This is a genomic window from Brasilonema sp. UFV-L1, assembly GCF_012912105.1.
Taxonomy (GTDB): domain Bacteria; phylum Cyanobacteriota; class Cyanobacteriia; order Cyanobacteriales; family Nostocaceae; genus Brasilonema.
In genome coordinates this window covers 23,724-40,194 of sequence record NZ_QMEA01000054.1, presented here as the reverse complement: position 1 = coordinate 40,194, position 16,471 = coordinate 23,724, and the positions used below count along the sequence as shown (strand labels likewise).

General features: G+C 48.1%; 18 protein-coding genes. 10 read left to right on the top strand and 8 right to left on the bottom strand.

What is annotated here, in order from left to right; genetic code table 11:
• The 10 genes from DP117_RS16995 to DP117_RS16945 form a co-directional block, all read left to right on the top strand.
• Positions 1–412: SAP domain-containing protein (locus DP117_RS16995; protein ID WP_169219468.1), on the top strand; the 412-nt coding region annotated here is incomplete at its 5' end.
• A gap of 527 nt (positions 413–939) precedes the next feature.
• Positions 940–1,122 (top strand): Rid family hydrolase, encoded by a 183-nt coding sequence (locus DP117_RS16985; protein WP_248277693.1) that lies wholly within the window; start codon positions 940–942, stop codon positions 1,120–1,122.
• 162 nt (positions 1,123–1,284) lie between these two features.
• Positions 1,285–1,617, top strand: coding sequence for a nuclear transport factor 2 family protein (locus tag DP117_RS16980; protein ID WP_248277692.1), 333 nt, complete (start codon positions 1,285–1,287; stop codon positions 1,615–1,617).
• 318 nt (positions 1,618–1,935) lie between these two features.
• Complete coding sequence (locus DP117_RS16975) at positions 1,936–2,553, top strand: TetR/AcrR family transcriptional regulator (RefSeq protein ID WP_246162796.1); 618 nt, start codon at positions 1,936–1,938, stop codon at positions 2,551–2,553.
• A gap of 50 nt (positions 2,554–2,603) precedes the next feature.
• Positions 2,604–3,590, top strand: coding sequence for a CPBP family intramembrane glutamic endopeptidase (locus DP117_RS16970; RefSeq protein ID WP_169219465.1), 987 nt, complete (start codon positions 2,604–2,606; stop codon positions 3,588–3,590).
• A 51-nt stretch (positions 3,591–3,641) separates the two neighbouring features.
• The gene (locus DP117_RS16965) at positions 3,642–4,382 is read left to right on the top strand and encodes a CPBP family intramembrane glutamic endopeptidase (protein ID WP_169219464.1); all 741 of its coding nucleotides are present in this window, start codon (positions 3,642–3,644) and stop codon (positions 4,380–4,382) included.
• A gap of 28 nt (positions 4,383–4,410) precedes the next feature.
• Positions 4,411–5,202 (top strand): CPBP family intramembrane glutamic endopeptidase, encoded by a 792-nt coding sequence (locus tag DP117_RS16960; protein WP_169219463.1) that lies wholly within the window; start codon positions 4,411–4,413, stop codon positions 5,200–5,202.
• 128 nt (positions 5,203–5,330) lie between these two features.
• On the top strand, positions 5,331–5,618 hold the full coding sequence (locus DP117_RS16955; RefSeq protein WP_169219462.1) for a hypothetical protein: 288 nt from the start codon (positions 5,331–5,333) through the stop codon (positions 5,616–5,618).
• Positions 5,619–5,640: 22 nt separating this feature from the next.
• Complete coding sequence (locus DP117_RS16950; RefSeq protein WP_169219461.1) at positions 5,641–6,018, top strand: hypothetical protein; 378 nt, start codon at positions 5,641–5,643, stop codon at positions 6,016–6,018.
• Between the two features lie 142 nt (positions 6,019–6,160).
• Complete coding sequence (locus DP117_RS16945) at positions 6,161–8,338, top strand: prolyl oligopeptidase family serine peptidase (protein WP_211176158.1); 2,178 nt, start codon at positions 6,161–6,163, stop codon at positions 8,336–8,338.
• A gap of 818 nt (positions 8,339–9,156) precedes the next feature.
• Here DP117_RS16945 and DP117_RS16940 read toward each other — a convergent pair.
• The 8 genes from DP117_RS16940 to DP117_RS16905 all read right to left on the bottom strand — a co-directional run bounded on the left by DP117_RS16940 (position 9,157) and on the right by DP117_RS16905 (position 16,465).
• A complete protein-coding gene (locus DP117_RS16940; protein ID WP_169219460.1) occupies positions 9,157–10,176 on the bottom strand; it encodes a hypothetical protein in 1,020 nt (339 codons plus the stop codon).
• 2 nt (positions 10,177–10,178) lie between these two features.
• Positions 10,179–10,574, bottom strand: coding sequence for a phage tail protein (locus DP117_RS16935; RefSeq protein WP_169219459.1), 396 nt, complete (start codon positions 10,572–10,574; stop codon positions 10,179–10,181).
• 201 nt (positions 10,575–10,775) lie between these two features.
• Positions 10,776–11,240 carry a BlaI/MecI/CopY family transcriptional regulator gene (locus tag DP117_RS16930; RefSeq protein WP_169219458.1) on the bottom strand — a complete coding sequence of 155 codons (465 nt, stop codon included), beginning with the start codon at positions 11,238–11,240 and terminating at the stop codon, positions 10,776–10,778.
• A 65-nt stretch (positions 11,241–11,305) separates the two neighbouring features.
• Positions 11,306–12,235, bottom strand: a complete 930-nt coding sequence (locus tag DP117_RS16925; protein ID WP_169219457.1) for a tetratricopeptide repeat protein — start codon at positions 12,233–12,235, stop codon at positions 11,306–11,308.
• Positions 12,236–12,972: 737 nt separating this feature from the next.
• Complete coding sequence (petJ, locus tag DP117_RS16920; protein WP_169219456.1) at positions 12,973–13,308, bottom strand: cytochrome c6 PetJ; 336 nt, start codon at positions 13,306–13,308, stop codon at positions 12,973–12,975.
• 233 nt (positions 13,309–13,541) lie between these two features.
• The gene (locus DP117_RS16915) at positions 13,542–14,312 is read right to left on the bottom strand and encodes an ABC transporter ATP-binding protein (RefSeq protein WP_169219455.1); all 771 of its coding nucleotides are present in this window, start codon (positions 14,310–14,312) and stop codon (positions 13,542–13,544) included.
• On the bottom strand, positions 14,309–15,370 hold the full coding sequence (locus tag DP117_RS16910; protein ID WP_169219454.1) for an iron ABC transporter permease: 1,062 nt from the start codon (positions 15,368–15,370) through the stop codon (positions 14,309–14,311). The genes DP117_RS16915 and DP117_RS16910 overlap by 4 nt, the downstream gene beginning before the upstream one ends.
• A gap of 66 nt (positions 15,371–15,436) precedes the next feature.
• Positions 15,437–16,465 carry an ABC transporter substrate-binding protein gene (locus tag DP117_RS16905; RefSeq protein ID WP_339381284.1) on the bottom strand — a complete coding sequence of 343 codons (1,029 nt, stop codon included), beginning with the start codon at positions 16,463–16,465 and terminating at the stop codon, positions 15,437–15,439.
• Positions 16,466–16,471: the final 6 nt, after the last annotated feature.

Below are 16,471 nucleotides of genomic sequence, written 5' to 3'. Positions count from 1 at the left end.
ATTGGACTCAACCGAGAACCGCTATATCTTGTCCGAGAATGCAGAGATGTTGCAACTACCCGCGAGCGCAACTGATGAAGACAGTGACAACGAGCCTACACCATCTGTGCCACCTGTAGAGCCAGAGATGAATGATGAATCCGCCACGGTTGTTCAAGCAGAGGTCGTAGTAGATGAGCCTGCAACTGTAATAGAGGAAACAATCAACGTTGAAGCCGATACTGAGGAGGTTGGAACATCTGTCGCCTTACCCACTCCTATGGCGGTCGCATCCATGAAAAAGCCTGAGTTAATCAAGCACTTGCAGGCTGTTGGACTGCCTACTGATGGAGTCGTCAAGGATTTGAGAACCCGTCTTACTACCCACATCATGAGTCAGCGTAAAGTGACTGTTAAGACTGCTGCGGCATAACAAATCTACTAGGGCGGATTGCACCGCCCTTTAAGCTCAAAATAACCGGAGTAGAGAAACAGCTTACATAACTTATCTTTAACAAAAACACGTTTGGTTTGACAAAAATGCCGATGAATCGGAAGAAGTACCCGCCTGATTGGAAGTCAATAGCGCTTGCTGTCAAGACTAACGCTGACTGGACTTGTCAAGAGTGCCAACGTCCTTGCCGTCGTCCTAATGAGTCATGGGACGAATTCAAATACAGATTAGCTAAGAAATCCAAAGCTCTCTATCTGGAATGCTGCGAAAAGAAAATCCGATTTGTGTTAACGACCGCGCACTTAGACCATGACACGACCAATAATGCAGCTAGTAATCTAAAAGCCCTTTGCTCAGTCTGCCATCTTAGATATGATGCAAAGTTTCACGCCGCGAACGCTGCTAAGACAAGAGCCAAGCGTAAACGTAAACCCACGTCAAAGAAATCTTTCCGTAGCGACAAAGAAGGTGATAAAAAGTGATTGAATGGCAAGAACAATACTTTTTTGTCCAAAGTCCAAAATTCTTACCATGTTGGAGGATTTCCTCCAGAGGTTAACGATGTGATGGTCAAGCTATTTCGTCATTACATGCCCAACCATGCCCCAATTTGGACAGAGGTAGGAGTTGCAGCTCTTGGACTTCCAAAAATGCGTATTGAAATCCGCGTCACTGCAATTGTTCCGTGAGTTTTGCACAAGCGGCAACGGGATGATTCGGCGGCTACGCTAAGGAGAAGGACACGCCAACAGAAAAACCGCTCCCGCTCCGTTAAAGCATCCACTTGAACAGAGGAGAGATTCAGATGTCAGATAAAAATAAAGCAATCTTAGAAGAGGCAAACGCGGCGATTGCGCTCAGGCAACAATGAAGGATTCTTGTCGTTCTGCGCCGACGACACGCATTGGACGTTTGTAGGCGACAAGACCCTTAAAGGAAAAGAAGCCGTTCGCCAATGGATGGCAACGACATACGTAGAGCCGCCAAAGTTTATGGTCGCTAACTTAATCGCTGAGGGTGATTTCGTCACGGCACTCGGCGACATAACAATCAAGGACGAAGACGGGAAGGCGTCTGATTACTCGTACTGCGACATCTGGCGCTTTCGCGGCGACAAGATTATCGAATTAAGGGCTTTCGTGATCAAAACTGAGGACAAGGATGAAACTAGCAGCGCGGCGTAAATGATCTGCAAAATTCAGGATGTATTCCTGCAAAACAAAGTGTTTGGCGAGTGCTAACCAAGAGTTGTACCTCTGATTCGGTTCATACACCTGAGCTGATATCAGCGATCGAGTTTTAACGACCTAATCCTTGTGGCGCTATCACAATCTCGCACAAAAGCATCAGTCCTAAGTTCAATAACACTGTCGGCAAAGCTACCTCTTGCGAGGTATGTCATTTAGTGTCATTTTGTCATTAAATGACAAGTATGGAAAAGAAAGACGGCTATGAGGAGTGATAGTGACAGCGATACGACGAACGATCACAAATCAGGGGGGATGCGTGAGCAGCGGCATCAGCGGATGCGTCTGGAGATTTCGCGGGAGGCGGCGCGTTTGTTCTGGGAACACGGTGTCGCCGCCACGAGCGGTGAGCAAATCGCAAACGCGGTAGGAATCTCGGTACGTACCTTGTGGCGGTACTTTCGTAACAAGGAAAGCTGTGCTGAGCCTGTCTTGGCGCAGGATGTCGAGGAGTGTGTGGCGGTGTTGCGCCGCTGGCCTCGGGAGGTTTCCCTCGAAGATCACCTCTTCGAGTGGGCGACGAATCGCCCCAAGAATCCCGATCAGCAGTCCTACGACGATGCCGTGATCAAGATGACCGTGCTAGCTGAAAAAGAGCCGGATCTGCGTGCGGCTTGGCTAATGACTCACGATCGAATCGAGCGCGAGTTGGCTGAGATCATCGCGGATCGCCTGCGCCGTTCGGCTGACGATATCGAGGTGCGGCTGCACGCGGCGGCTGCCACCGCAGTCTTGCGCGTCATTAGTGAAGATGTCAGTGCCGCCCTGATGGCAGGAGCTGATCGCGCCTCTCTCGGCAACCCGATCAAGCACATGGCTCATGCCGTGCGCGTAGCCACTGGTGGAGCCGTCGGGGACCCGGTCGATCCCTGAAAACAATCGCAAAGGCAATTAGCAACCCGATCCAAGCACTACATATACCCATGAGTGAGGGAGATAAAGATGAAGGAAAGAAGAGAAACCTAAGCGAAGTCAAAGACGCGACTTACGTGGAGGTTGCCCAGAGAGGTGGACATCGGTGGTGGCGGTATCTCCTGGGACTGTTAGTCATACTCGTTTCGTGGTTGGTTGTCGGCAGCGTCGCTAGCGCGCTCGTGGCGTTCGCGCTTGACGGACAGGAGGGTTTCGCGGCGTTCCGTCGGGCGGATTTCTCCGGGTTCGGTTCCGTGGGGAGCTTCCTGGTGATCATGATGGGGTTCCCGTTCTTTCTCGGCGGGATTCTCATCGCCGTCTCCCTCATCCACCGTCGTCATCCCCTGACACTGATCACGGCGCGGGAGAAGATAAGCTGGCACCGTGTCGGTCACGGGTTCGTGGCGTGGTTCGTGCCATTCTGCCTGATAGGTGGGCTGGGACAGTACCTCTTCTACCCCGACAGCTTCTCCTTCTATTCCGACCTCACGAGCTTCGTCTTCTTCGTCCCGATCGCACTGGTTCTTACCGCGATCCAGACCACCACCGAGGAGCTTTTTTTCCGGGGATATATCGTGCAGGGCGCAAGCCTCATTTGGACCAACCGCGTCTTTCTGGCGCTCCTGTCGGCTGTGATATTCACCCTGCCGCACCTCCTCAACCCGGAGGCGCAGGCAGGCGGCTGGCTCACGGTTTTTTCCAACTACTTCCTCGTTCCGGGTCTGTTGTGGACTGTGGTTTCGTTGATTGACGGAACCACTGAACTCGCCATCGGCGTACACTTCGCGAACAACATCGGCGGTATCCTCCTGTTCAACATCACTGGAAGTGCCGTGACCACACCAGCTCTGTTCACAATCAGCAAGTACCACGCGACCTACGGGGCGCTATCAGTGCTGGTTGCAATCCCTGTGTTCCTGGCGATCGCCTATAAGGTGTTCAAACGCGACGAGGCATCCGAACCCGTTTCCCAGAGCGATCGAATTAGTCGTCGGTGATCTCGTTAGTTCGTAAAACCATAAGCAAATGTGCCAAAGGAGTTGATCATCATGTCTAAAGTGCCTTCTAACTACCCGCAGCAGCCAGGGAAGCCCTCTGCCGCGTCCTCGGTTCAGCCCAACAAGGTTGCCCGTCCGGGCTGGCTTGAGATCGCTGTCGGTCTCGTCGTCTATTTGGCTCTAGGGTTCGGAGGTGTCTCGCAGTTCAGGCGACTCGGTCTTGATCCCGTGGTCTACGGTCTGATCCTAACTTCATGGACTGGTGTCGCCACGCTGATCGCGTTCGCGGTGGCTGCGCGGCTGCGGATTCGTTCCCTGAGTGCCTTCGGCGTGCGTCGAACCTCCGGACGCTGGCTCCTGATCGGCATCGGAGTAGGACTGGTTGCCTTCGTGCTCAAGAGTCTGGCGATCCTAGCCTGGGTTCAGATCACTGGGGACTCGAACAATGTCCAGGATGTTTACGGAGATGGCGCTCGCGGCGGGTTAGTGTCTCTGGTTTTGAGCACGGTGTTCATTGCCGTCTTCTCACCCTTTGGTGAGGAACTGCTCTACCGAGGCATCGTCACCAACGCGCTGCTGCGCTACGGCCCGTTCGTTGGGGTCGTGGGCAGCACTGTGATCTTCGCTCTCATGCATGGGATCAACAACATCTTTCCCGCTGCTGTGGTAGCTGGTCTCGCCACCGCCGAGGTCTTCCGCCGCAGCGGATCGATCTGGCCCGGTCTCGTCGTCCACTTCGTTTTCAACCTGCCCTCGTTCCTGTTGATGGTGTTGTTCACCAGCACGGGCTGATAGGACGGATCATCTGGAGATTAAACCAATGGCAATTCTGAAACAATTCGGACTTTTATTTGTACTCGGCAGTGTGGGAATTTTGATGGTTACGATTACATCTATTCCTTTAGTCGAGCAACAGTTAGCAAAACTGTCTCCAGAAGCACTGGAAAAAGTGCCTCCACTGTGGGTTTTACTGCTTCTGCAAGGACTACAGCTTACAGTTCTACTGGCAATCAGCATTCTGATTGGAATTGGTTGTGCTTATCGTGTTGGATTACGCTCCCATTTGATTGATCATTGGGTGTTTCACACCGCTAAGTCTCCATCTTTTGCCGTTGAGATGAAGTGGAGCTTGGGTGTGGGTGCAGCAGCGACGATCGTTCTCTTGTTGCTCGATCAGTTGATGCAACCTGTCCTACCTGAAGCGCTACGGGCAGCAAATAATACAGAGCCAAGTTGGTTGAATTTGCTCACAGCAATGTTCTATGGCGGCATCACTGAGGAAATTTTGATGCGCTGGGGTTTAATGTCGCTGCTTGTTTGGATCGCGTGGAAAGGGCTAAAACAAGGCGTTACGTTGCCAAGCCAAGGGATTTACCAGGGTGCGATCGTTTTAGCCGCGTTGGTATTTGGACTTTTACACCTGCCCGCGACTGCCGCGATCGTTTCCCTCACTCCAGTTGTGATTATTCGGGCGTTGTTACTGAATGGGATTGTGGGGATTGCGTTTGGCTGGCTCTTTTGGCAATATTCGCTAGAAGCTGCAATGTTAGCTCATATCAGCGTTCATGCCTTTTCCTTTGCTCTTCGTCTTTTGCTGGCAAGATTTGTCTAAGTTTTGGAATAAATCTCGTAGAGCTAGCACTGCCCACAAAGCTTTACCGTGAAAGGTTTTAAAAATGGTGGGCGATGCCCACTACTTGAATTGATGCTCAACTCTACAGTTTTAAGGTGGTAAATCAAATGATTCAGTACAAAGATTTTGCGCCTCGGATTACTAAACGGGGTCCCTTCGGCGGCCCTTCCGAATATGAATTCTTCTCTGAGGTTATGAGTGAAGTCAATCAGTGGATTGCAAGTACAACGATACAGGTGATCAATGTTGAAACCGTTGTTTTACCAGATAGCTTGAAAAGCACAAGTGATGGTGTCTACGGCGTGACAGTCAGTAATGGGGTCTACCCAGTGATGATCAGCCAGGGCGTTACAGTCAATTGCTTTCAATGTGTACGTGTCTGGTACAGAGAATAAGCTTTATTAGAAAGAGAAAAAAATGAAACGATTTACCTTGTTTACTTTCCTGTATCTAGCGCTGGGAGCTTGCTTGACGGCGATCGCGCTTGGATACCCGAACCTGCCTTCAAGTCTTCAAACCAGCTTGTTCGCCAGTGCAGGAGCGTCCTACTTTGTTTGTTTTCTCAGTACCTTCCCATTTTGGCGCGAGGCGACGCTCGGCTTCTATCGCAGACGGAATTCAGCGGTCATTCTACCCTGGTTGGTAATTGGAGTAAATATTGTGGTGACGATCTGGGAGGCTCAGAGTCAAAACTGGACGATGGAAGCCATTTTAGGAGCGTTTTCGCGGCTATTAGTTGTCTTAATATTTGCGGAAGTCATTGTGATTACATGGCGAGTTAATTCTGAACGTTAATGTTTCAATCGGACGATGCCGAAACGAACTCGTTCTTTACCATAAGAATCTGGAAGAAATCAAGCATTAGAACTTAATACACTCCAGATCAAGCTGCCACAAAAATGTAGTCAAACCATTTCAGACGACAAAGGAGAAAGCAATGTCATTCGCAAAAAGGATTCAAAAGATACCGATGCGCCGCGTAGCCCTTTTTACGCTTGCGCTGCTCTTTACTACCCATTTCGCCTCCGTTTGCACGGAGTCTACAGCAATGATGCCTACAATCACCTATCCTGAAACCAAGCGGGTCGATGTCGTCGAAGAACATTTCGGGCAGAAGGTCGCCGACCCCTATCGCTGGCTAGAAAAAGATATCCGCAACGATAAGGAAGTTGCCGCCTGGGTCGAATCGCAGAACAAAGTCACCAACGCTTATCTCAATACGCTGCCGGGTCGAGATATCTTCAAGGAGCGACTGAAGCAGTTGTACAACTATGAGCAGTTCTCTATTCCGGTCAAAAAGGGTGGACGGTATTTCTACCTCTACAATTCTGGACTTCAGAACCAACAAGTTCTCTATGTCCGCGACAGCGTAGATAGTGCAGGGCGCGTCCTGATCGATCCCAATACCTGGGCAAAGGATGGAGCGATCGCACTTGCCGAATGGTCTGCATCTGACGACGGCAAGCGCGTGGTTTATGCGGTGCAGGATGGCGGCAGCGACTGGCGCACGATCCGGGTGCTGGACGTAAACACGGGCAAGGTGCTCGACGATGAAGTCAAATGGGTGAGGTTCAGCCCCACCATCGCATGGGCCAAGGACGGCTCCGGCTTTTTCTACAGCCGTTTTCCTGAACCGAAGCAGGGAGACCCATCCCAAGCGAACGTAGCTAACCATGCCGTCTATTTTCATGCGATCGGCACTCCCCAAGCGCAAGATCGCCGAATCTATGCAACCCCGGATCAGCCAAATATGCTGCATACCTCTGACATCACCGCAGACGGGCGTTATCTCACAATCGTTTCCACGCCCCTTTCGCTCGGCAACACACTGACTGTGGTAGACCTCAAGAGCGCTGATTGGAAGCCTCGCAAACTGATCGATACTGTCGATAACCGATGGTATCTCATCGGCAATGTGGGGACGAAGTTCTTCCTCATGACCACCCAGGACGCGCCACGCTTCAAGGTGGTGACGATGGACATCGCCGCCGATCCAGTCATCCGAGATGTGGTGCCAGAGCAGGATTCGGCTCTGCTCAATGCGTCGCTGGTCGGCGGACGGTTGCTGATCTCTTACATGGCTGACGTGAAAACGGAAGTTCGACGCTACACGCTGGATGGCAAGGCAGAGGGTGTAGTGAAGTTGCCTGGTATCGGCACCGCTGGCGGCTTTAAGGGCAAACAGGGCGACCCGGAAACCTTCTTCATCTTCACCAGTTTCAACACTCCAAGCACGATCTATCGATACGATGTCGCCAGCAACAGGTTGCGGGTGTGGGCACAACCCAAGGTGGCGATCGATCTCAACCGAATCGCAGTCGAACAGCGTTTCTACAACTCAAAGGATGGTACCCGTATCCCGATGTTTATCGTCCGGCGCAAGGATGTGACCACTCCAGCACCGACCGTGCTCTCAGCCTATGGGGGCTATGGAATCCCTATACTTCCCGATTTCTCGCCAGCGTTGCTAGGGTGGGTCGAACAGGGTGGGGTGTATGCGATCGCTAATATTCGCGGCGGTTCCGAGTATGGCAAGGCATGGCACGAAGCGGGTCGTCGTCAGAACAAGCAAAACGTCTTCGACGATTTCATCGCCGCAAGTGAGTATCTGAAGGCGCAGGGAATCACACCACAAGACGGTTTGGCGATTCAGGGCGGGTCGAATGGCGGACTCCTGATTGGTGCAGTCGTCAATCAGCGATCGGATTTGTTCGCTGCCGCGCTGCCCCAGGTCGGTGTCATGGATATGCTCCGCTTCGACCAGTTTACAAGCGGGAAAACATGGGTAGACGAGTTTGGATCTCCAGCACAGGAAGCGGATTTCCGTAACCTCTTGAACTATTCGCCTTATCACAACATCCAATCTGGCAAGGCATATCCCGCGATCCTCGCCACCACTGCCGACACGGACGATCGCGTGGTGCCGGGGCACACCTTCAAATATGTCGCCGCGCTCCAGGCGGCAGAGATTGGGGACAAACCTCACCTTGTCCGCATTGAGACACGGGCGGGACATGGAGCGGGCTTGCCCACCGACAAGATCATTGAGAAAACGGCGGATATGTGGGCTTTTGCGGCTCACTGGACAGGGCTGAATGTCGGGAATGGGAAATGAATCGGAACACGACAACAGAACATCCCGATTAACAGGCATGAAGCAACTCAGGAGACCAACATGCGGTATAAAAATCGATTTCTTTTAATGTCTTTGGCGATCGCAGGCTTAGCGCTGGGCGGATGTAAAGCGTCTGCCGATGACGGCGATCAAGAAGCGAATCAGGATATCACGGTCACATGCACGAGCACCGTCGCTTACGACGTAGGTGCCTGTCAGATCCTTGCTAACGCGAGATGCGATGGGGAAAGGGCGCAGTTGAGAGGCGTACTGTCCAGCACGTTCCTTCCCGCCAACAAGCTTTACCAGAACACGGCTCGATACAGGTGCCTTAGCGCTTAAGTGGCTCTGGAGATACGTGCTTCGCACACGTAAGCCACTGCCCAACAACCATCAAACATAGGACTTACGCAGTTGGGACAAGAAAAGTTAGCAACGCCAACCTAAAATCGTTAGAGTCAGGGCATGACAAACCCAATGACCCGTCTAGACTACCCGACAAGATTATTGAGGAAACGGCAGATATGTGGATCTTTGCCGCTCACTGGACGGGGCTGGATGTGAAGCCGACGAACTGATCGCCTTATTGGGGAAAGAGCGTGGGACAGGTGGGAACACACGCTAGTCCTCAAGGACATCCACGCCGGGGTCATTATCGTTGCTTGCCTTGATGTGATCCTGGAGAGCAATTGATTTGGGTCAGATCAACTTTTGTCAATCTATACAAAGGGATAGTAACGTTAAGGAAAGATTTCTCAGACGACTACAGATACGGGAAGTTAAACTCGAACTCGTCAAAGAAATCTTTCCTTATCGACTCAAAGACTTATGTATCTTAAGTCTAACTGCGTTCGCCAACCATCAGATTTTCTGATTGTATGTACAGCTTGTTCTATTAACCAGAATCCATAATCAGGATAAAAGTCTGCTAGTTGTACCACATTACCAACTCTAAGCAAATAGTGACCTTCACAAGATATTGACATTCTATTCCAGTTTCTGTTGCTCTCTTTAATTTGTCCGTAACCTCTACGACTTGCTGAGTCAAAATTGTTATAGTATCCTTCCGATGATAAGTTAATCGTGTTGTTAGTTAACGCTCCATCATCAGCGGTCGCTGTATAGATTCCTGTAGCTGGTGAACCACCATTGTTATAAGTCACTTGAGCATTTCTATAATTACCTGATGTTGTTTTGCGTGACTGCGGTACTACATCGTTACAGACATCAGATTTTGTGAGGACTCTAGCCGCTGGTTGAGACTCTAAAATACTAATATCTCTGAAAATCAATTGTCCTAAGTAAAGATTGAAGAAATAGCCATATTTCCTAGCAAGTAATGCAAGCATCTCGGCTCGACTTTCTGCTTTTTCCACTTTAGGGTCAGTCACATTAGTGCTAGTGCCTGCTATTGCACCTGATATTGTATCTAAATCTGGAAGAGACAAGCCAAATACACTTGATTGTGTTTCTACAATTGCTCTAATACTTGCGTTGGTATAACTAATTGGAATTCTATTACCTAGATTGTAGTCAAAAGCGTTCGCTCCTATGGAAAGTAAAGGATAGTCATATCTACGTACAGTATCATCGACTCGCATTGTGCCTGTATTGACTAGATTTGCTGCTGGGTCATCAGCATACTTAAACTTGATTTCCAGATAGTCTCCTATAGTAGGTTTAATAGTTGCGCTATCAGCCAAGTCAAACTCAAAATGGCTTGCAGCAGCACCCCAGATTTCTGTATAGCTAAAGTTGCTTATGTGAGCGCCTATGGATACTGTAGCGGTCGCGGCATTGATGACAACACTAGAAAAAATTGGCTTTTTAACAGGCATACTTATACAGGATTAGCTAGAAATATTACTTTGGCATCTATTTTGATAGGTTTACCTGTACCTGCTGTCTGCAAAACAGTCCAGTTTATTTTTTTAACTAAGTAATTGCCCAAATTGACACCGTTGAGCGTTAACACCTTGGGCGTTGTGTTTCCTATTTCCGCTCTTAACAAGTCAAGTTTGTCTTTTGCAGAAGTATTGTAACTTAAGCCTGGGAAACCTGAATCAAATCTCACTGTTAAGTTAAATTCATAAAGAGGGTCACCCATTTTATGCAAGCGCGGGTAGCCGTTTATTACTGGAACTTGAATGTATTCGGCGTACTCTTCATACTCTGTATTCATGATTTCTGGAACCACAAATGTAATCGAACCGAAAGAACCTGCTGAAAGTGGCATAAACTCATCTCGTTAGAGAAAGATTTCTTTAACTGCTAGATTAACAATATTGTAACCAAAAGGAACTTTATAGAATCAATTCAGTCAAAATAGACATAAAAAGGCAAATAAATGAATAAAAAATGGAACACAAATAATGTACTAGAGATAATGGGCGCGGTTGGTTATACGATAAATAGCAATTTTGTCTATTCTGGATATCTAGCAAAGTTTAGTATTACTCGTCTGTCCATTTTGCTCTAAAAGGTATGAGTCTCTGACTGGGCGAAGTGCTTGTATTTTTTGGGCGATCGCCTCAAACTGTTCCACACTGGCTTGCTCTAGGCTATCGGCAAAGGCTGCAACCACATCAGGATGTCCCACTGCCAAGAATTGATGCAACTGCTCATTCGCCTGGAGTATTCGCGCCTCTTTCTGGGATACCAGTGGTTGCCATCTGTAATTCCGACGACTCTCTTTATTGCATACAAGCCAACCTTTTTTAGTCAAACGATTGAGGATAGTTGTTACTGAAGCAGAGGTTAGCCGTCGCTTTGGGTCAGACAAAATGCGTTTATGCACATCTTTAACGGTGACGCAACCAAGTTCCCACATGATGTGCAAAATTTCTTTCTCCAAAGGACCTAAGGAAAGTTGCTTGGGACAATATTTAGGTAAAGGAGACATAATGATAGATTATTCGCAGGAACCTTTATATATTTGTTGAGCAACAGAATAAAAGCCAGCCAAACTTAAATAAGAGCAATGGATGATAAGGTTAGAAGTTGTTGTCGTAAATTCTGAAGGTAATCTAAAGTTTTGTCATATGCCACAGTTTCTCCTATTGAAGCAAAGTATTTAACCGCCTTTTGTAAGTTTGCAATTGCAGCTTGTTCATAACCAAGCTGATGGTAGGCTATACCCCGGTTAAGATAAGCTTGGGCATTAGTTGGGTAAAGTCTGATTGATTCAGTAAAATCTCTAATTGCACAAAAGTTATCCCCACTTCTACCACAAGCACAACCCCGATTGTAGTAAGCTCTGTAGTCATCGGAATTCAGACGAATTGCCTTTGAGAAGTCGAGCATAGCCAATTGTAAGTCTGACAACTGAAAACGAGCAAGTCCTCGGTCATTGTAAATATCCGCCAGGAGTAAATTAGATGTCTGGGGAATTTGAGTTAATGCCAGATTATAATCTGATATTGCTTGTTGGTAATTCCCCAGCGTGGCGCGGGTTACTCCTCGGTTGTAGTAAGCTCTGAAATCATGAGGTTTGAGTGCAATGACTTGATTGTTATCAGCAATTGCTGCAGTATAATCTCCTTGTCTTAAGTGGGCAAGTCCCCGATTGAGATAAGCCTCAACATTGTTTGGTGTAAAAATTAGAGCTTTATTGCAATCGGCAATGGCATTGAGATAATCTGCTAATTCGAGATAAGCAAGGCATCGGTTGCTGTAGGCTACAGCAAAATCTCTTTTTAGCCGAATCGCCCCAGAGAAATCTATAATCGCTTCTTGGTAATTGCTGTTTTGCATATTTTCTACCCCCAACTTGAAAAAGTTGCTTGCTGTGATATTGGTGCTGGGGTTAGGTGATGAGTATACAGGTGAAGCGAGAAAACAACAGGCGAGTACAACAGCAATACCAAAATTGAGAATCAATTGAAACAAGCCGTTCATAAGTGTTTCTCACCAATTTGTCCCCTAAAAAACGGGCGTCGCATTGTCCCCTAATTTTTGGGCAGCCTATGCCTAACGGCAGGCTTCGCTGAACGTTTTGTTGATCTGTGTTGGCATCACGAGTACTCGTTGTAGTAAGGCTGCCCAAAAATTTCGTGTTAGACCCTCGTGGCTTTGAAGCTGAACTACGTTCCGCTCCGCTAACACGATTAATCGAGGACACAATACGACTATCGTATTAAGCGAGAAGTTCCGTGCGGGGGTTCCCCCCGTTGAGGAACCTAGCCCCGAAGGGGGCGCTACGCAAACGGTGCTGCCCGTTTTTTTCGTGTAAGACGGGCGTCACGTTGCTAGCACAACAAGAGCAGTTGGTAAGGTATATGCCCCAACACCGTTCAGTTAAGACATTTATTCGTTGAGACACTACTAGGGGATGGGGTAGAGAGCGAAGCGAGTATTGGGGAGCAGAGGAGAAAAAGAGTTATTGTCCAATAATTCTTTCCCCTGCGCACCTGCGCACCTCCGCCCCTCTGCTTACCTTCACTCGTCAACTTCTTATCCCAAGCGTATTGGTATATGCCCTACCTACTAAGCAATTCAAAATATGCCCTCAAGGCACGGACTTTACGCGAATTCAATCCGGAAGAAACCAGTCAGCGCGAGTCGTCTAGCCCCTAGCTGTGTGCATTCTTATATGCACGACAGCTTATTTACTGAACAACAGTCTGATTTGGGCTTTACTTCCATCCCTTATCAGCTTTTCCCAGCACGTATGCTGTGACATCTTCAATTTGCTCAGGTTTCAAACGACCTTTGAAAGCGGGCATGGCACCTTTACCTTTTGTCACTTGGGCAATAATAGCTTCCTCTGAGTACATGCCATACTTTTCCAAAGCCTCTTTTTTCAAGGTTTTGGCAGCGTTAACTAGGTTCTTTCCACCCGCATGACACTGAGCACAATTGGCACTGAAGATTTTCGCTCCTTTAGCTGCATCTCCTGCAAGAGCTGGACAATTGAAGGCGAGCGTGAAAATTGCTATGCTCAGCAACAATACTGAAAGAATTTTTTTCATTCTGTGTTCTCTCTCTACAAAAAAGGCTTATTCGGTAGAATTTCCTTCATCATTCTCTTGTTCATTGCACTTGGCGTCAAAAGACAGACTGTCAAACTTCGCTTGTAGTTACGCTTGCGCCGCAACGCCAGAAAAACTAAAAAGATTCGCGCTCACGCTCAAATTGCTATACTCTAGCCAGATAGAAGGTTCTAGTGTAGGTCAGCCACCAGTCGTCAAAGTGTTCTGCCTTCTTAAGTCTCTTCCAGAAAGAAGGTGATGCGTAATTTATCCGTGCGCGAGTCCCGCGCAACAACAGATCCCACCCCAAACACCTCCCGGATGAGAGTTGGTTGCAGTAGCACTTGGGGTTTGCCTGCTGCGGCGATGGTTCCTTCCTTGAGCACATAGATGCGATCGCAGTACGTAGCTGCAAGGTTTAAATCATGCAAGGCGGCGAGGGTAGTCACACCTAGTCCCTTTACCAGTTCCAAGAGTTCTAACTGGTAGCGAATATCGAGATGATTTGTTGGCTCATCAAGAACGAGGAAACGGGCTTGCTGGGCGATCGCTCGTGCAATCAAAACCCGCTGCTTCTCCCCACCAGAAAGGGAAGCAAAACTTCTTTCGGCAAAGGTAGAAAGCCCCACCTGCTCAAGAGCACCTAGAACGATACTGTGGTCTTTTTCTGTCTCGCGGTCAAATAACCCTTGATGGGGATTACGCCCCATCCACACCATTTCTTCAACAGTAAAGTCAAACTCAGTAGGTGTTTCCTGCAAAACAACTGCGGTAGCTTGTGCCATTTCACGGGCACTCAGATGCCAGACATTTTTACCATTGAGGGTAATAACTCCGGTATTTGGCTTGAGGACACGATAAATACATCTGAGCAAAGTTGACTTACCACTGCCATTGGGACCAATCAGCCCAACAAATTCACCCGACGACACCTCCAGATTGATATCAGACAAAATCTGCTTTCCCTCAGTACTCCAGGATAGGTTTTTTACCTCTAACTTCATTTTCTACCCCCTTTAGCTTGCATCAACCAGATGAAAAAGGGAGCTCCGAACAGCGCTGTGATAATGCCGATAGGAATTTCCTCTGGAGCAACCAAAGTCCGTGCCAGTACATCTGCCCAAATTAGGAAAATTCCACCCAGCAGCAGACTCACAGGTAACACGCGACGATGGTCTGAGCCAACCATGAAACGGACGCTGTGAGGAATCATTAGCCCAACGAAGCCAATGGCACCACCGACAGCAACTATCACACCTGTTAATAGTGATGTCACTAAGAACAACTGCTTGCGGAGGCTATCGGTATCGGTTCCTAAAGTCCGAGCTGTTTCTTCACCGATGAGGAGTGCATTGAGCGATCGCGTCTGGAGTAACAAGTACCCTATTCCAACTGACAAAGCCAGCACTGGCAGGATCAGGTCTGTCCATTTTGTTCCCGAAAGTCCTCCCAACAACCAGAACAACACTCGTCGTGTAGCTTCGCCACTTCCGGCTTTGATAGCCAAGAAACTTGTTACCGCCTCAAACAGATATGATACTGCCACACCAACTAGGATTAAGCGTGTAGAGGAGATGCGTCCTTGTCGTCGTGCTAAGAAGAAAACAACAACGAATGCCAAAAGCGCACCAAGGAAAGCCCCAACGGACAGTGCATACACACCAAAAAATGAGAAAACACCAAACAGGATGGCTAAAACAGCACCCACCGATGCGCCAGAGGAAATACCGAGAATAAAGGGGTCAGCGAGAGGATTTCGCACCAGTGCTTGCATGGTGACACCAACCACTGATAGTCCAGCGCCCACAAAAAAAGCCAGCAACACACGCGGAAAGCGGATGAGCCAAACAATTTGAACTTGTGCTTGCGTCCAGTCTCCTGTAACATTTGGAAATACTTGGGATAAAGCTATCTGCCATACCCTCAAAGGGGAAATAGGCACAGGTCCAATCATCACCGCCAAAGTTATAGAAACCAACAACATCACAAGCATTGCCACCGTTAGCAGCTTGTAGCGTTGCTGCTTGTTTTTTCTCAGATGCTTTGGTACTGGATTAATCATTCGTTATTAGTCAATAGTCATTAGTTAGTAAATCCTCTTTGCGTCTTCTCATCTGCCCGAAATCCATCACTTAAACCTCTCTGGGTACAAAGCTTGAGCTAATTTTCTCACCCCTGCGACATTCCGAATTCCTGGCATCGTGTAGCTGAAGCCTAAGACAATGAATTTATCCTGTTGCACTGCTTTTAGCTGGGAGTAAGCAGGGTTAGATTTAAGTAATCGACGCTTTTCGGATGCGGGTGACCAGCTAGCATCGATGAGAACAATCACATCAGGTTGACGCGCAATGACATCTTCCCAATTAACTCTCACCCATGCTTCTTTTTTCTGGATATCTTTGAAAATATTTTCTCCACCTGCTAGTTCAATGATGTGATTTGGCATTCCCCAGTTAGAAACAGTTAGGGGAGGGTCTTCGGAATCGTACCAAAATATACGCTTCTTAGTTGTCACCTTGCCTAGCTTTTGTTGAGTTTCTTGTAGTTGTGCTTGCAATTGAGCAATTAACTGCTGTGCCCGTTCTTCTACTCTAAAAATACGCCCAATATCCTTTATCTCCTGATATAAATTCTCCATCGTGACACGTGATGGTCTAAGTTCTGGGCGATCGCATTCAATGGGCAGTAAATAAGAGGAAATACCTAATTTGACCAACTCTTCTCGTGAGCCAAGTGCTTCTTTGGCAAAAGCACTTTCCTCAGTGGTAAACACAAAATCCGGTTCAACCCCCAAAAAAACTTCCCGTGACGGGTACTTCGGCGCTAAAACTCGAATTTGCGAATATGCCTGTTGATACTCCGGCAAAATCGGATTATCCAGGTAGGCTGTACCAACCATGTGCTTTTCTAAACCCAGCGCTAGCATGACCTCCGTTGCAGATTGCATCATCGTGACAGCGCGTTGTGGTGGTTGTTTGTAGGTAATCGTCAAGTCACAATTTTTAAGTGTAACTGGTGTGTCTTTTGCTGCTTTAGAGGCAGTATCAGTTGATTTAACAACATTTGTTTCACACCCTGAGACCAGTCCCATCATCAGCACTGCCAAGACTGCAACAAAGGGTTTAAGTATCCAAACATAGTGACGTAATTTACTCACACACAA

What these genes read in the sequence shown, in the direction of transcription:
- petJ (WP_169219456.1), bottom strand. Translation starts at nt 13,308, where the DNA reads ATGAAAAAAATTCTTTCAGTATTGTTGCTGAGCATAGCAATTTTCACG.
- DP117_RS16960 (WP_169219463.1), top strand. Translation starts at nt 4,411, where the DNA reads ATGGCAATTCTGAAACAATTCGGACTTTTATTTGTACTCGGCAGTGTG.
- DP117_RS16915 (WP_169219455.1), bottom strand. Translation starts at nt 14,312, where the DNA reads ATGAAGTTAGAGGTAAAAAACCTATCCTGGAGTACTGAGGGAAAGCAG.
- DP117_RS16975 (WP_246162796.1), top strand. Translation starts at nt 1,936, where the DNA reads ATGCGTGAGCAGCGGCATCAGCGGATGCGTCTGGAGATTTCGCGGGAG.
- DP117_RS16940 (WP_169219460.1), bottom strand. Translation starts at nt 10,176, where the DNA reads ATGCCTGTTAAAAAGCCAATTTTTTCTAGTGTTGTCATCAATGCCGCG.
- DP117_RS16935 (WP_169219459.1), bottom strand. Translation starts at nt 10,574, where the DNA reads ATGCCACTTTCAGCAGGTTCTTTCGGTTCGATTACATTTGTGGTTCCA.
- DP117_RS16950 (WP_169219461.1), top strand. Translation starts at nt 5,641, where the DNA reads ATGAAACGATTTACCTTGTTTACTTTCCTGTATCTAGCGCTGGGAGCT.
- DP117_RS16965 (WP_169219464.1), top strand. Translation starts at nt 3,642, where the DNA reads ATGTCTAAAGTGCCTTCTAACTACCCGCAGCAGCCAGGGAAGCCCTCT.
- DP117_RS16970 (WP_169219465.1), top strand. Translation starts at nt 2,604, where the DNA reads ATGAGTGAGGGAGATAAAGATGAAGGAAAGAAGAGAAACCTAAGCGAA.
- DP117_RS16955 (WP_169219462.1), top strand. Translation starts at nt 5,331, where the DNA reads ATGATTCAGTACAAAGATTTTGCGCCTCGGATTACTAAACGGGGTCCC.
- DP117_RS16910 (WP_169219454.1), bottom strand. Translation starts at nt 15,370, where the DNA reads ATGATTAATCCAGTACCAAAGCATCTGAGAAAAAACAAGCAGCAACGC.
- DP117_RS16930 (WP_169219458.1), bottom strand. Translation starts at nt 11,240, where the DNA reads ATGTCTCCTTTACCTAAATATTGTCCCAAGCAACTTTCCTTAGGTCCT.
- DP117_RS16945 (WP_211176158.1), top strand. Translation starts at nt 6,161, where the DNA reads ATGTCATTCGCAAAAAGGATTCAAAAGATACCGATGCGCCGCGTAGCC.
- DP117_RS16925 (WP_169219457.1), bottom strand. Translation starts at nt 12,235, where the DNA reads ATGAACGGCTTGTTTCAATTGATTCTCAATTTTGGTATTGCTGTTGTA.